Below are 15544 nucleotides of genomic sequence, written 5' to 3' on the forward strand. Positions count from 1 at the left end.
TCTTCCCCTTTCTATTGGCTTAGCTTTATTCGGAAACACCGATACTTTTGATAGAAACTTTAGGAGAAACATTTACAGTTGCTTCAGATTGTGTTTTTACCCAGTTATCCTCTATCTTCTTCCAGTTTTTATAATCGTGTGCTCTCACATAAATCCCAAAACCAAAGGGGCCGACTCCATGCTTTTGAGCCTTCTTGATGACATCCTGGCATTCTTTTTTTAATTCTTCTTCAATTGCTTGTTCCAATTGTTTTCTCTGTTTCTCCATGTCTAAAGTAAACAAGCGTTCCGTTAAATCGATCTGAACCTTCATCTGGATATCGATTGTAAGATGACTTTCTCCGAATTTTGACTTGAAGTTAACTTTTACCTTGTTAATACTAAAACTCACATAAGACATTTCTTCATCCGTATGAAATATGTCAGGAGGAAGGTGAAACGTTAACGGTATGGGATTATTCGTATTGCGCTGCAACAATAACAGTAGAGCACTTTCTTGATTATTCAAAGAAGTAGCGTAGGTACCATCTTTATGTAGAAGAGTGGTACCTGAAATAACAAGTTCACCCTTCTCTACTCTCATTTCAGTTATGCTTGGCGTTATTGCATTATCCATCATTTGTTGATGGAATTTCTGCAATGTAGTTAGTACTGAAATTCTGTCTTTATATGTGCTTTCTACCATTTGTTTGATCACGCTTCCCAATTGGCCTTTATCACTCATATTTGCATACATCACCTCTTTCACAGACCCATCAACCACAATCATATTTGCATTTGTTTCATTTTTAGGATCGCGAAAGAAGACATCTAAGTAGGGTAATACATCGGTTTGCTGCAGCAATTTTTTTCCTATAAGAATAGTTTGCAATTTTCCAGGGCCAAAACTGCCGTTTATTTTCGCCTCGAGCTGTTTCTTACCAATACGAAGCGTATCCGCAGTTGTGGTTGTGATTTTATATTTATCCTTGGCTTCTCTACTGAAGACAGGACTAGCTGTGTAGATGACCAACTTCTTATCTTCATCAACATCTATTCCGTCAGCAAACATAAATCGTTGATTCTCTATATAGGCTTCCTTGCCACACCCCGTTAAACATGATAAAGCTGCCCAAGTCAAAAGAATGCCCCTCCATTTTATCATTGCTTTTGTTCCTTTCTAGCGGGATGGAAAAGCCATCCGTAGATCCAAAGGAGAATGGGAAGCACATACGCGAAATAAGTACCTGCCATCCCCCACGATCTGCCCATTTGATTTATTTGGGAAGAAGAAGGGAGGAAAAAGAATGAAGAGAGGAGCCATAAGCACATGCATATTCGTAATATATTTCGATGATCCTGCTTGCCAAATAATTGACTTGCGCCCAGCACAGCTGTATACAGGTAGGGAATGATCGTCATAAACAACGTAAACAAATATACGGAAAGAAAAATGATTTCCAACCGTTCTAAAAACGGTAATTGGATCAGCTTCAGTAAGTTAAGCGTGGGATAAGTGTAATCTTTGATCTCATCTGGAGAAAATCTAACAAAACTGATTACGGTCACCATGACGAATACAATCATAGATAAAGAGTTTGCAATCATAATTCCTTTCGACGCGGATTTCTTGTCCTTTAGAAACGGATATAGAATGAAAGCCATTTCAAACCCAAGGAAAGAAAGGATTGTTGATTTTACGGTAGATAGAATGGGAAACAAGCCTTCTTTAGCGATTGGAAGAAGGAATAACCAATGGGTATCTTTTAATGCATACAACAGCAAGAAAGGCATCCACCAAGAGATAACAAAAACGAGTTCAGCAAAGAGACCGATCACCCTTATCCCATGCTTCGTGATGATATAGACAGGGATGATAAACAGGATCATCAAGATAAACTCCCGTATATCAGGTACGATCCATAGCTTTACGATATAGACCGATGAAAACATGACCACGCTTGCTGCATATGCCGCATACAGAATCCAAAGAACAGATAAACTTTTACCCAACCACTTACCAAAGTATTGAGATAAAAGTTCGAACACCGTAGATCCAGGGTTCTTATTCATAATTTGAATGACGACTAAACTTAATAGCATGGACAAAATCCAACCCAATAAAATGGATATCCATCCATCCGTACCCGCAGTTTTAGCTATATCGCGGGGAAGGGATAAGACACCGATCCCGACTTGCGTTTCAAATAGAATCAAAATGTATTGGTTCAAAGAAATTTGATTAAACGCATATTTATTCATGCTTGATCTTCACCTTCTCTGTTTGTACCCTGTCTTATAAGTTGAGTTGGATCGGCAGAGACTGGGCGTTTTTTCATTTTCCACATTGGGAGTCGAATCCATACGTCTTTCCAATCAGACAGTCGGATCGGAGCAACCGGACTTCCATAGGAGATGCCAAACGATTCCATTGAAATTAGGTGCGCCCCGATAATCATCAGTCCAATCACAATGCCCACCATACCGAACACAGCAGCCAGAAGCATCATTGGAAAGCGAAGCAACCGCAGTGAGGAGGACATATCATAATCAGGGATAATAAAAGAGGAAATGGCCGTGATGGCAACGATAATAACCATTATATTGCTCACAATTCCTGCTTGCACAGCCGCCTGGCCGATGACAATACCTCCGACGACGCCTATCGTTTGTCCGATGGGTCCCGGTAGACGCAATCCTGCTTCCCTTAACATCTCTAGGGCTAGCTCCATAAGAAACGCCTCAACAATCGGAGGAAAAGGTACCTTTGCTCTGGATTCCCCAATCGATACCAACAGAGCCAGAGGAAGTACTTCATAATGAAACGAAACAATGGCTATATAGATAGCCGATAAAGAGATCGTCGTAATTAAGGCTAGAAAGCGCAATAAACGTAGGAAAGTGGCAATGAGCCAGCGATTGCTGTAATCATCAACACTTTGAAAGAACGCCGAGAAGGTAACAGGAGCCACGATTACACTGGGGGAGTGGTCGACAACGAGTACTATTCTCCCTTGCAAAATATGAGCTGCAGCCGAATCCGGACGTTCCGTCATAATTAACTGTGGAAATAGGCTTATCGGATGATCTTCAATAAACTCCGCTAATTCTCCCGTATTCAAAATGGCATCCACATTAATTTGCGACAATCGATCCTCCATTTCTTTCACAATATTAGGTTGTATTACATCTTCGAGATACATGATAGACACTCGCGTATTTCCCCGAGAACCGACGTAATATTCTTTTATTTTTAGTTCGCGATTTGGAAGATAGCGTCTGATTAAGGCAATATTCTGCCCCGATGTCTCGACAAACCCTTGATGTGACCCCTTTAGCGTCGATTCGATTTGCGGCTCTTTAATCGCTCTTTGAGGCCAGCCTTGAGTATCTAAAATAAGTGAACGCTTCTGTCCCTCAATAATTAGGCTGCTTTTACCTTGAAAAATCGCGTTTTCAATATCTGTCCATAAGGTGATAATTTCTGTTTTTGAAATCGTAATGGAAGAGTTCCAAATATCATTAATCGACTCGAGTTCATACATAAGAGGGTATAAGATGTTATTATTGATCGCTGATTTATCAATGAGCCCTTCCAAATAAACAAGAATGGCATTGTCCCCTGTTCTTAATTGAAACTGACGTGTAACAAGATCTGGAGCAAAAGTAAAAAATGTTTGCAAGGTATCGAGGTCATGTTCAAGGACTCCTGAAACCGATTGATGTAGAGGAACGGAGGATTGCTTACTTGGATCTGATTTTATTCCTTTTAACCATCTCCGAATCGATACCATCCTTGCACCACCATTCCTATATGACATGTACAGAATATTTTCCCACTTTTAGGTAAAATTATTCGCCAACCAACTTTATTTCAAACAAATGCAAAGAACTCATCGTATTTTCAAGAATAATTCAACCCAAGGTATAAAAAGCACCCAAAGCTAATAAGCTTAGGGCGCTTTAAATCTATTTTTAGGTGTTTTGCAATTCGATTTCCATCTCCTTCGCAAGCTTCCTCATACACAAATGCCCCTCTTACCTTGCGGCAAGGAAGGGCTTGAGCTTAGCTTGGTTTTACAATCATGAAGACGAATAAAACGAGACCGACAGCCGAAGCCGCATAGAAATAATTACGCGCCTTCACCCATTGCAGCAGCTGCTCTCCAGGAAGTGCAGTCACCTTTTCATTGCTAGGGTCCAGCACCCAGCCTCCCAGCTTCTTCTGATAAGGCGTCGCAAAACCAATCGCAATAATTTGAATGATGATATAGGCCACAAGTGAACCGAACAACCAGATCTGCATGAACGATCCGTAATCGCCTAACCAAATCAATAACAACCCAGTAAGTACGGCAAGGGAGCCGCCGATTTTGGGGAATATCTCCAACCGACTTCCCACGCGTAAGGACATCCGCAGCTCTTCTAACGTTTGATTTTTTCTAAGCAGCACATGAGCAAAAAACGTTGGGCCAACCCCGATGATGGCAGATAAAACATGAATGAAATAATTCCAAGTCAACGCTATCGCGTAAGCATATCCGAGCCTATCGTCAGGGCGCTAAGACTTAAGCTCGGTTTCCGAGCCTACGCACAAAAAAACACCCAAAGCCAATGGCATTGAGTGCTGGTTGTCGATCTTATGCGTTTTGCAAATACGATTCCATAGCCTTCGCTAGCTTCTTCATACCCAGAATCGTGGTTTCCCGATCGGTATGCGTGTAGTTCAGGCGCATCGTGTTGTACTGTGGATTTTCTGCGTAAAAGGTAGCACCGGGAACAAAGGCAACGCCTTCTTTGACCGCGATTTTCAACAAATCCGCGGCGTTAATTTGCTCAGGAAGCTCAACCCAAATGAACATACCGCCCTTTGGCTCTTCCCATTTCAGACCTGGCCAGTTCAGCTCAGCGAGCAGACCTGACATAAACTTCATCCGATCCAGGTACTGTTCACGAATGAGTGAAATGTGAGCGTCCAGATCGAAATGCTCAAGCAGATGATACAGCGTTTGCTGATCGATCGTACTGGAATGCAGATCCGCGGATTGTTTAAAGCGTGCAACCTGACGAATGATGGACTCGTCGCCCATCACCCAACCTGTACGGAAAGCAGGGGCAACGGTTTTGGAGAAGGTGCTCGTGTAAACGACATTTCCGCCCTCCGCTTTACCACCTAGCGAGTAGATCGTCGGGTAGCTTTCGTTCTCGTCAAACTGGATTTCCCCATACGGGTCATCTTCCAGAATAAGAACATCAGCGCCGCGGCAAATATCCAGCAAACCTTGACGGCGTTCCAAGCTCCATGCACGACCCGCAGGGTTGGAGAAGGTTGGAATGACATATACCATTTTCGGGTTATACTGAGCAATTTTAGCTGATAAATCCTCAAGAATCATGCCGTCGCTGTCGCTATTAACGGAATAGATTTTCGCGCCTTTGGCTTGGAACACTTGGATCGCGGCCAAATACGTTGGACTTTCGACGAGAATGACATCGCCTTCATCAATATACACGCGTGTCAACAGATCGATCGCTTGCTGCGAACCTGTCGTGAGCAGCATCTCATCTGGTGTAACCAGCATGTTTTTCGCAGCCATCCGCTTACATAGGGATTCGCGCAAAGGCTTATAGCCTTCTGTCAAACCATATTGCAGCGCGGACTTTCCGCCGCCAACAACTCTTGTGAACGCTTCACTGACAGCGTCTAATGGGAAAAACTCTTCAGCAGGCAATCCGCCAGCAAAGGAAATAATCGAGCTCCCTTGTGTCAACTTAAGAATTTCTCTTACAGCTGACGATGAGAAGCCTTCCAACGATTTAGAAAATCGATATTTCATACAGGGACGCATCCTTTCGCATTTGTAGAAAGCACCTCTCCTCTAATCGTGGAGGTGAGGTGCTAATCCGGGTTGCCATGTCGCTAAGAGATTATATTAACGTAACGTTGCTTCTGTTACTTGTAGGGTTTTTGCGTTTCTCAATCAGTCTGTTCACAGCGTCCAGATAAGCCTTCGCGCTAGCTTCCAGAATATCAGTCGAAATACCGCGTCCTTGCACAGAAATGGTGTCCTGCTTCAGCACCACGTGAACTTCACCAAGCGCATCTTTCCCGTGCGAAACGGATTTGATGGAATAGTCGTCAAGCTCCACGTTTTCCTTCGTTGCTTTATCAATCGCGTTGTAAATGGCGTCAACCGAACCGTTACCTACCGCGCTTTCAGCCACTTCGCTGCCATCCTGGAAGCGAACGTGAACCGTTGCAGTTGGTGTCATTTGGTTGCCGTATGCAACTTGAAGCGTACCAAGTGCAAAAATTTCCGGCGTCTCGATCAATTTCTCTTCGATCAAGGCACGAATATCTTCGTCCTCTACCTGCTTCTTACGATCTGCCAAATCCTTAAATTTGGCAAAAGCCACGTTTACTTGCTCGTCGCCGAGCTCGTAGCCGAGATCAATTAACTTCTCACGGAATGCATGACGTCCGGAGTGTTTGCCCATAACGAGCTTACTTTCCTTAACGCCGATTGTTTCTGGAGACATAATCTCGTACGTCGTTTTCTCTTTGAGCATACCATCCTGATGGATGCCAGACTCATGCGCGAAGGCGTTAGCGCCAACAATCGCCTTGTTGCCTGGAACCACCATGCCCGTCAGCTTGCTGACTAGACGGCTGGTGCGGTAGATCTCGTTCAGCACAAGCGAAGTTTTCGCTTGGTAGAAGTCTTGGCGTGTTTCCAGCGCCATGACGACTTCCTCGATCGAGGTGTTCCCTGCTCGCTCGCCAATCCCGTTGATGGTGCCTTCGATTTGATCAGCACCATTCAGAACCGCAGCGAGCGCGTTCGCAGTAGCCATGCCTAAGTCGTCATGGCAGTGCGCGCTCAGTTGGATTTTCTCAATGCCTGGCACGGTTTCCTTCAGCATTTTGAAAATGTTACCGTAGTCATATGGTGTCATATAGCCAACGGTATCCGGAATATTCACGACAGAAGCACCGGCGCGAATCGCCATATTTGTCACTTCAGCGATGAAGTCCAGCTCCGTACGTCCAGCATCTTCAAGAGAGAACTCGATTTTGCTGAAATATTTCTTCGCATATTTAATCGCCGCTTCAGCCGTTTCCAGCACCTGATGCTTCTCCATCCGCAGCTTATGCTGACGGTGAATCGGAGACGTTGCAAGGAAAAGATGGATACAAGGATCCTGTGCACCCTGAAGGGCTTCACGCACAGCCTCGATATCATTCTCTCTTGAACGGGACAAGCCGATGACAGAAGCATTCTTAACCGCTCTAGCTACTGCGTTTACACCCGCCAAGTCCCCTGGTGATGCCGCAGGAAAGCCAGCCTCCATCCGATCCACACCCAGCTTCTCAAGCTGTAAAGCGATCTCGACCTTCTCCTGTGTATTCAGGTTCACACCTGGCGATTGCTCACCGTCACGAAGTGTTGTATCAAAAATATAAATTTTACGCACCATGTCACCTCCTAAAAGTTTTCGATAGAAAACTTGCTTCGTAAGCATTTGCTAAGATCTTGTTTCCAAGTCGTTATAGTATTCACAGGGAGCAATTGGGAAATTCTCCTCAATCACTCCCTGTGGAATGTACAGCTATTAGATTTAATAATACCGAAAGATTACTTTTTGATCCAGTGCATCATTTCGCGCAATTGGGAACCAACAACCTCGATAGGGTGTTGAGCTTCGTTACGACGCGTTGCGTTCATGAATGCAAAGTTGGATTGGTTTTCCAAGATGAAGTCGCGAGCGAATTTACCTTGTTGGATATCGGAAAGAACTTCTTTCATCGCTTTTTTCGTTTCAGCTGTGATAATACGAGGTCCAGTTACATAGTCACCGTACTCAGCTGTGTTGGAGATGGAGCTGCGCATGGAAGCAAGTCCGCCTTCATACATCATATCAACGATCAATTTCAATTCGTGCAAACACTCGAAGTAAGCCATTTCAGGTGCATATCCCGCTTCAACCAATGTTTCGAAACCAGCTTTAACCAGTTCAGAAGCACCGCCACAAAGAACTGCTTGCTCACCGAACAAATCCGTTTCTGTTTCTTCACGGAAAGAAGTTTCGATAACGCCTGCACGTGTACAGCCGATACCTTTTGCATAAGCAAGACCGATTGCTTTTGCATTGCCAGTCGCATCTTTCTCGATTGCGATCAAGCCAGGTACACCAAAGCCTTCAACGTACGTACGACGTACCATGTGACCAGGGGATTTAGGAGCAACCAGGAATACATCTGTACCTTCAGGAGCAACGATTTGTCCGAAATGGATGTTAAATCCGTGGGAGAACATGATAGCTGCGCCTTTTTTCATGTTCGGTTGAATGGACTCACGGTATACGCGAGCTTGCGTTTCATCCGGCATCAAAATTTGGATAACATCAGCGCGACGTGCTGCTTCTTCTACAGATACAACTTCGAAACCATCGTTTTTAGCTGCGTTCCATGAACGTCCTTCACGAAGTCCGATAATAACGTTCAACCCACTGTCACGCAAGTTTTGTGCTTGTGCATGCCCTTGGGAACCATAACCAACAACTGCAATCGTTTTACCTTTAAGTACCGCTAAATCTGCATCTTTTTCATAGTAAGTAGTAACTGCCATTTGAATAAATCCTCCTTTGATATAATGAATCCGTTTTGTCTACCCCTTGAGTGGGTGTTTCAACGATTTACCGTGGTAATCCGCTGAAACCCCCACTCAAAGAGAGCTTACTTCTCGTTGAAAATGAGTATATCTTTTATTTAACCGAACCGCGAATCATCGCGGTAACGCCCGTACGGGAAAGCTCACGAATGCCATAAGGACGAAGCAATTCGACCATAGCATCTATTTTATCTGAATCTCCAACAACTTGCACGATCAATGAAGCAGGTCCGATATCAACAACTGCTGCGCGGAACGTTTCAACGATACCTAGAATTTCAGGACGCATAATCGGCTCAGCGTTTACTTTAATCAGTGCGAGTTCTCTGGCTACCATCGGATTGGAGCTCAGATCAACAACCTTGATAACGTCGATCAACTTGTACAATTGCTTGGAGATTTGCTCCAGTGTATTGTCATCACCCGTGGTTACGATAACCATCCTGGAAAGTCCGTTTTCCTCGGACTCTCCCACAGTGATGCTTTCAATGTTAAAGCCTCTGCGTCCGAACAAACCAGATACACGTTGCAGGACACCAGGCTGATTGTTTACGAGTACGGAAACTGTATGTTTAGTTGTCATTCCGAATCCCCCATTAACATGTCACTAATTGTATCGCCCGCTTTAACCATTGGGAACACGTTCTCGCCCTTCGGTACGACGAAATCAATAACGACAGGCCCCGGTGTATCGAGGGCTTCCTGCCATGCTTTTCTCGCTTCTTCCTTCGTCGTTGCGCGCAAGCCTTTCACACCGTAAGCTTCTGCAAGCTTAACGAAGTCAGGGCTTCCTGCCAAATCAATGTGACTATAGCGATTCTCATAAATAATTTCTTGCCACTGACGAACCATCCCAAGCACTTGGTTGTTAATAATAACAACTTTAACAGGAATGTTGTTGATCGCACAGATCGCAAGCTCTTGCGCACACATCTGAACGCCGCCGTCTCCATTGATGGAAACAACCAGTTTATCCGGGTTCCCCATTTGAGCGCCGATCGCGGATGGGAAGCCGAAGCCCATAGTGCCAAGTCCACCGGACGTTACCAAGGAGCGCGGATTTTTGAAGCGGTAGAACTGCGCAGCCCACATTTGATGTTGCCCAACGTCTGTTGTAATGATCGCTTCACCTTTGGTCGTTTCGCTAATCATTTCAATAACGTATTGTGGCTTCAGCTCAGTCTCTGTTTCGCCGTATTTCAACGGGAACTTCTCTTTGCTTTCTTGCAGTTCAGCGATCCAAGCTTCGTTATTCGCCGGTTTCGCTTTCGTATTGGCATACTCGAGAACGGCTTTCACATCGCCTACGCAAGGGATATCCGTCTTCACGTTCTTCCCGATTTCCGCTGGATCCACATCGATATGAGCGATCACTTTCACCCTTGGAGCAAAACCATTCAAATTCATCGTTACCCGATCATCAAACCGGGAACCGATGGAGATAAGCAGATCTGCATTCTGGATCGCTGTGTTAGCTGTAAACGTTCCGTGCATTCCCGGCATTCCGAGCCATAGCTCGTGTGCACTTGGGAAGCCGCTTAAGCCAAGCAAGGTTGTTGCGACAGGAATCCGTGTTTTATTAACAAATTCGATCAATTCATTCGAAGCATCCGCATACACTACGCCGCCCCCTGCGATGATAACCGGACGTTCTGCCTCTTCAATGGCTTTGATCAGTTTATCCACTTGCAGCTTGTTAGGCTGAACCGTAGGGTTGTAACCACGAATGCTTACATCCTTTGCCGGCTTAAATATCGTTTTATGAGCGGAGACATCCTTTGGTATGTCAATGAGAACCGGCCCCTTACGACCTGAGTTCGCAATATGGAAGGCTTCATGAATGATACGCGGCAGGTCATTTACGTCTCTTACCAAATAGCTGTGTTTTGTAATCGGCATTGTAATGCCGGTAATGTCAGCTTCTTGGAAAGCATCTGTACCGATGAAGTTCGTCGCTACGTTACCTGTAATAACAACCAGAGGAACAGAATCCATATATGCTGTAGCAATACCTGTGACGAGGTTCGTAGCCCCCGGTCCGGAAGTTGCGATACATACACCAACTTTACCAGTCGAACGAGCGTAGCCGTCGGCCGCGTGAATTGCGCCTTGTTCATGTCTAGTCAATAAGTGATTGAAATCATCAAAACCATGCATCGCATCATAGATGTACAATACAGCGCCGCCTGGATATCCAAAGACGCAATCCACACCCTCCAGCAATAAGCTTCTTAGCAAAATTTCGGAGCCTGTAATCAGGTCTGGCTGCGTCAGCTTCTCAATTAGTTCTTCTTTAGAGCGTTTTGGTTCAGTTTGAACATTCATTGTGATCCTCCTCTCAAAAAGTCAATACGTGTCATTGTCAAGCTTCCATGAAAATAAGAAAAACCCCTATCATCCCGCACACGCACAAAGCGTGTTCAACGGGACGAAAGGGGTTTAAGCTTCCGTGGTACCACCCAAATTTGCTATATGCCTCACAGCACATAACCTTAGCAGGTATGTTCATGAACGAACATTACCCTCAGCACGATAACGTGTGCTCTTCCGATTTTCCCTAATACGTACAGGCAACCTGCATGTTTCAGGAAAACAGCTCCGAGGTGACTTCGTACGTAAGGGATTAAGGCGATGGTTTCAGCAAGTCCAACGCTCTCTGCGCATAAGTGCCCTTATTACTTCTTCCTCTTCATAGCGATTCATTCGTATGCTTCACCATATCAAATATGATTAAAGATTATTATATGCATCCGAAGGGCAATAGTCAATAGGTAGATCGAATAAAACAATGGGAGTTGAGAGAAGATAATACCAATTCTATGGAAAGTTCTGAGGAGGCCTACAATGAAACCGTCTCTGCAAGTCCCTTTCCCCATGTCCACATCTCTACAAGACAACGTAAAATGGCTTCAACATCAATTAGGGCAAAGTTCAGATGTGTACTATCGACAATTAGAAATTGGCGTTTATCCCGAAACGAACAGCGTTGCTTTATTTTACATCGATGGGCTTGTCCAATATGATATTTTGAATGAACATGTTTCAAAGCCTCTCCTCACCGCCCATGAGAACGAATCATATTGGCAGCAAGATATATGCTTCCATGATTTGCTGTGTCAAGCAATTACGATCAGTGAACTATCCTTCAGTAGTGAAGGAACTGACGTCCTCACTGCCCTTCTGGGTGGCAATACCATTCTCATTGCGGATGGCTATGACGAGGCCATTATTGCTGGCACCGCAGGCTGGGATAAGAGGGCAATTGATGAACCGCAAACGCAAACCGTTGTCCGAGGTCCCAAAGAAAGCTTTACAGAAGATATTCGAACGAACACATCTTTATTACGAAGAAAAATAAGATCACCAGATCTTCGATTTATTTCCATGCGGATTGGCCGATATACCCAAACAGAGGTTGTCATCTCCTATTTGGCGGGCATCGCCGATGAACGGGTCGTGAAGGAAGCCAAAACGCGATTAGAGCGAATTGATACGGACAGCATTTTAGAAAGCGGCTATATTGAGGAATACATCGAGGATGTGACCTACTCTCCTTTTCCTACCATCATGAATTCCGAGCGTCCTGATGCGGTGGCCGCAGGCCTTCTCGAAGGTCAGATTGCGATCCTCGTCGACGGCACACCTTTCGTTTTACAGGCACCAGTTACGTTTTTCAGCTTTATGATGTCGAGTGAGGATTACTATCAGCGCTTTGACATCGCGACGTTTATACGAGCTATTCGGTATATATCCTTTTTCGTCTCGATGCTGCTCCCCTCCCTCTATATCGCTGTCACGACGTTTCATCAGGAAATGCTGCCGACTACCTTGCTCATCTCCTTGGCCGCACAACGCGAAGGCGTTCCCTTCCCAGCGCTACTAGAAGCGCTTCTCATGGAAGTCACCTTCGAGGTGCTTCGCGAAGCTGGAGTACGCATGCCACGCGTTATCGGATCGGCCATTTCGATCGTAGGAGCGCTTGTGCTTGGTCAAGCGTCTGTTCAAGCTGGGTTAGTCTCTGCCGCCATGGTTATCATCGTTTCCTTCACAGCGATTTCGAACTTCGTGACACCCGCATTGAATATGGCCGTTGCTGCCAGATTAATTCGCTTCGGGCTGATGTTACTCGCGGGTTCCTTCGGCTTATTCGGCATCTTAACAGGCTGCATGGCAATCTTGATTCATCTAGCTTCACTTCGTTCCTTTGGCGTCCCCTATTTGACTCCTGTCGCTCCACTGGTTGTAAGCTCTATTAAGGATACACTGATCCGTGTGCCAAGATGGTTAACTGGTTTGCGTCCTTTTTCACGAACGAACACATCAAGAAATGTGCCTTATGATAAACCTTCTCCGCCTAGAAAAGATCGTTCCTAAGACATCCTCTGGGAGGTTATCGACATGAATAAGAACATCATACGTTGCATGGAGTGTCTGATGATCCTCAGTATATGCGGTTTGCTGCTTACAGGTTGTTGGGATCGAAAAGAACTGAACCAACTTGCTATTACCTCGGCAACGGCCATTGATTGGGATGGGAAAGTATGGACCGTTTCGTATCAGGTTGTTATTCCACAATCCATCTCCAGCACGGGGGGTAGCCCTGGGCAGCAAGCACCTGTTATGGTTTTCTCGACAAGCGGCGGTTCGATTCGGGGTGCTGTTCAGCAATCCAGCTTAGAAATGCCAAGATCACTTTTTTTTGCTCATAATCGTGTGGTTGTCATCGGAGAAAAGGCGGCTAAAGAGGGTATTTCTCAGCTATTAGACGTCTACCTACGCAATTCAGATTCACGTGAGACGGTCGGCTTATTAGTCACGAGCGGCGAAGGGCGAAAGATTCTGGAACAAATTGTCCCCTTGGAAAAAGTGCCAGGTGCCGCTATTAAAAACATGATTCACAACGAGGATAAAAATAGCTCTAATTTCAAACAAGTTTCCATTTATCAAATGATGATGGGGATCGCGAGCGACGCCCCCTTCACACTAGTCCCCGAAATCATCATCTCTGGAGAAGGAGAAAACGATACCATTGCCTCTCTCAAAAAAACATCCTTCACCAATAAGCTTAAGCTTGGCAGAATGGCTGTTTTCAAAAAAGATAAATTAGCGGGCTGGTTTACACCCGAAGAAGAATATGGCATCAGTTGGATTCGGAATACAATCAAGCGGACGACCTTGTACTTTGGTTGTACGAAAGGCAGTAAAGATATTAAAGTAGCACTGGGAATCGATCATAGCAAAAGTAAAATGAAGCCCATTCTTGCAAGTGATGGGAGCCTGATCATGCATGTCGATGTAGAAGCAGTTGGCACCATCAATGAAAATGCCTGTCCGAATGACCCTACACAACCGAAAGATTTACAGACCTTGGAACAAATCGCAAGCGCCGAAATCACACGCCTCATGGCCGATGCCTTTCAGGTCGCTGTTCAGAAAAATCTAGATGTCTTTCAATTCGCAGATTCGATACATAAGCATGACCCTAAGTTATGGAAGCAGATTAAGCCTGATTGGGAAGAGCATTTTGCTAAGCTTCAATTCGAATCTCAGGTCAAGGTGAAAATCGCAAGAATCGGCATGAGCGGCAAATCCTTTAAGGAAATGACCAAAGATTCAGGTGAGTGATACGTTATCAGAGGAAGGAGGCTGAGGGACTTGGCAGATCGCATTACGAACTATCAACTTGTCGTCATGATTATCCTTTTTGAAATCGGGAGCACTCCGCTTTTCGCGCTAGGCAACAGTGCAAAGCAGGACTCATGGATTGCCATGTTAGTTGCAGCAGCGGCTGGATTTCTCTTGCTGTTTATGTTGGTTACCATTCAACAAAGAGCACCTGATCAGGACATCATTGGACTCCTTCGGATCTGTTTCGGCAAAATCGCCGGAAGTTGCCTTGGCGTCCTCTTTGCCATTTATTTTGCCTATGAATCCATGAGAAACGTGCGTGATTTCGGTGAAATCTCGAATCTCACTTTACTGAACACAACACCGAAATACATTACCATGTTCATTATCCTACTGTTAGCTTCGTATGCCATCATGATGGGAGTGGACACGCTGTTTCGAGTGACAGAAGCTCTACTACCGATCGTAGCCATAAGCTATGGTCTACTTATTTTTCTGATCAGCATCGCACAATTGATTCACTTCGATAATGTACTTCCCATCCTGGAAAATGGCTTCAAACCAGTTCTTCAGGCGGCATTTCCTGATATGGTTTCTTTCCCCTTCGGCCAGACGATCATCTTTTTCATGGTATGGCACATGTTGCCTGAACAAAATAAAGTGAAGAAGCTAAGTCTCACTGCTTACACCATCGTCTCCCTTTTCTTGATTTTCATGAATATCATCAACATTATGGTACTTGGCACCACACTCGCCGCAAACAGCACCTTACCCTTCCTACAAACTGTGCAGCTCATTGAGGTTGGTGATATTTTTGAGCGTTTGGACGTTCTCGTCACCTTACTGCTCTTCCTTGGCTTATTTGTCAAAATGACCGCCTTCTTTTGGGGAGCTGTGTATGCTTTCGCCTGCATTTTCCCTTCCCTGCGGAAAGGCACTTGGCTTGTCATTGTGGGCAGCCTTATCTTCTTCACTTCGTTCCTTGAACCCAACTATTCGGTACACGTTTGGCTAGGGCTTAAGGTCAGCGTGAAGCTTTATCCGATCTTCCAGGTTATCATTCCACTTATCATGTTTATCGTGATCCGCTTTCGAAAGATCCCAGCCCCGCAGACCTCCTCAGACATCTAAAAAATAAAAAGAGCCTGCCCCCCGTGAACTGTAACCCGAAAGATAGACACTTTGAAAAAAAGTGCCCGTCTTTCGGGTTTTTGTGTTTTAATCTAATAACAACTACGAATGAGGTCATATTCATCATGTCTATA

At 45.0% G+C, this 15544-nt stretch carries 12 protein-coding genes and 1 other annotated feature; of the genes, 3 read left to right on the forward strand and 9 right to left on the reverse strand.

Annotation, left to right across the window (positions count from 1 at the left end; all coding sequences use genetic code 11):
- Window positions 1-25: 25 nt before the first annotated feature.
- From AC58P7_RS21480 to ilvB, 9 genes are all read right to left on the reverse strand, one after another.
- Window positions 26-1144, reverse strand: coding sequence for a Ger(x)C family spore germination protein (locus AC58P7_RS21480; RefSeq protein WP_497346453.1), 1119 nt, complete (start codon window positions 1142-1144; stop codon window positions 26-28).
- Window positions 1141-2241, reverse strand: a complete 1101-nt coding sequence (locus AC58P7_RS21485) for a GerAB/ArcD/ProY family transporter (RefSeq protein ID WP_497346455.1) — start codon at window positions 2239-2241, stop codon at window positions 1141-1143. The genes AC58P7_RS21480 and AC58P7_RS21485 overlap by 4 nt, the downstream gene beginning before the upstream one ends.
- A complete protein-coding gene (locus AC58P7_RS21490; RefSeq protein WP_497346457.1) occupies window positions 2238-3773 on the reverse strand; it encodes a spore germination protein in 1536 nt (511 codons plus the stop codon). The genes AC58P7_RS21485 and AC58P7_RS21490 overlap by 4 nt, the downstream gene beginning before the upstream one ends.
- A gap of 272 nt (window positions 3774-4045) precedes the next feature.
- Complete coding sequence (locus tag AC58P7_RS21495; RefSeq protein WP_497346458.1) at window positions 4046-4501, reverse strand: DUF2269 family protein; 456 nt, start codon at window positions 4499-4501, stop codon at window positions 4046-4048.
- 118 nt (window positions 4502-4619) lie between these two features.
- Window positions 4620-5816: an aminotransferase-like domain-containing protein gene (locus AC58P7_RS21500; protein WP_497346460.1), complete on the reverse strand. Its 1197-nt coding sequence runs from the start codon at window positions 5814-5816 to the stop codon at window positions 4620-4622.
- Between the two features lie 91 nt (window positions 5817-5907).
- Entirely contained in the window at window positions 5908-7455 is a 1548-nt protein-coding gene (locus tag AC58P7_RS21505) for a 2-isopropylmalate synthase (RefSeq protein ID WP_497346462.1), read from the reverse strand.
- A gap of 161 nt (window positions 7456-7616) precedes the next feature.
- Window positions 7617-8609 carry a ketol-acid reductoisomerase gene (ilvC, locus tag AC58P7_RS21510; RefSeq protein ID WP_236291908.1) on the reverse strand — a complete coding sequence of 331 codons (993 nt, stop codon included), beginning with the start codon at window positions 8607-8609 and terminating at the stop codon, window positions 7617-7619.
- 136 nt (window positions 8610-8745) lie between these two features.
- Entirely contained in the window at window positions 8746-9234 is a 489-nt protein-coding gene (gene ilvN / locus AC58P7_RS21515) for an acetolactate synthase small subunit (protein WP_056609108.1), read from the reverse strand.
- On the reverse strand, window positions 9231-10976 hold the full coding sequence (ilvB, locus tag AC58P7_RS21520; protein WP_497346464.1) for a biosynthetic-type acetolactate synthase large subunit: 1746 nt from the start codon (window positions 10974-10976) through the stop codon (window positions 9231-9233). Before ilvB ends, ilvN begins: the two co-directional genes overlap by 4 nt.
- 96 nt (window positions 10977-11072) lie before the next feature.
- Window positions 11073-11353: a binding site (T-box leader), on the reverse strand.
- Between the two features lie 142 nt (window positions 11354-11495).
- On the opposite strand from ilvB, the gene AC58P7_RS21525 reads away from it, so the two are divergent.
- Genes AC58P7_RS21525 through AC58P7_RS21535 form a run of 3 tightly spaced genes read left to right on the forward strand, consistent with a single transcriptional unit; the run spans window position 11496 to window position 15410 of the window.
- Entirely contained in the window at window positions 11496-13025 is a 1530-nt protein-coding gene (locus AC58P7_RS21525) for a spore germination protein (RefSeq protein ID WP_497346466.1), read from the forward strand.
- A gap of 24 nt (window positions 13026-13049) precedes the next feature.
- On the forward strand, window positions 13050-14276 hold the full coding sequence (locus tag AC58P7_RS21530; protein ID WP_497346468.1) for a Ger(x)C family spore germination protein: 1227 nt from the start codon (window positions 13050-13052) through the stop codon (window positions 14274-14276).
- A gap of 30 nt (window positions 14277-14306) precedes the next feature.
- Window positions 14307-15410, forward strand: a complete 1104-nt coding sequence (locus AC58P7_RS21535) for a GerAB/ArcD/ProY family transporter (RefSeq protein WP_497346470.1) — start codon at window positions 14307-14309, stop codon at window positions 15408-15410.
- Window positions 15411-15544 lie beyond the last annotated feature (134 nt).

Source organism: Paenibacillus sp. J22FR5 (assembly GCF_059691975.1).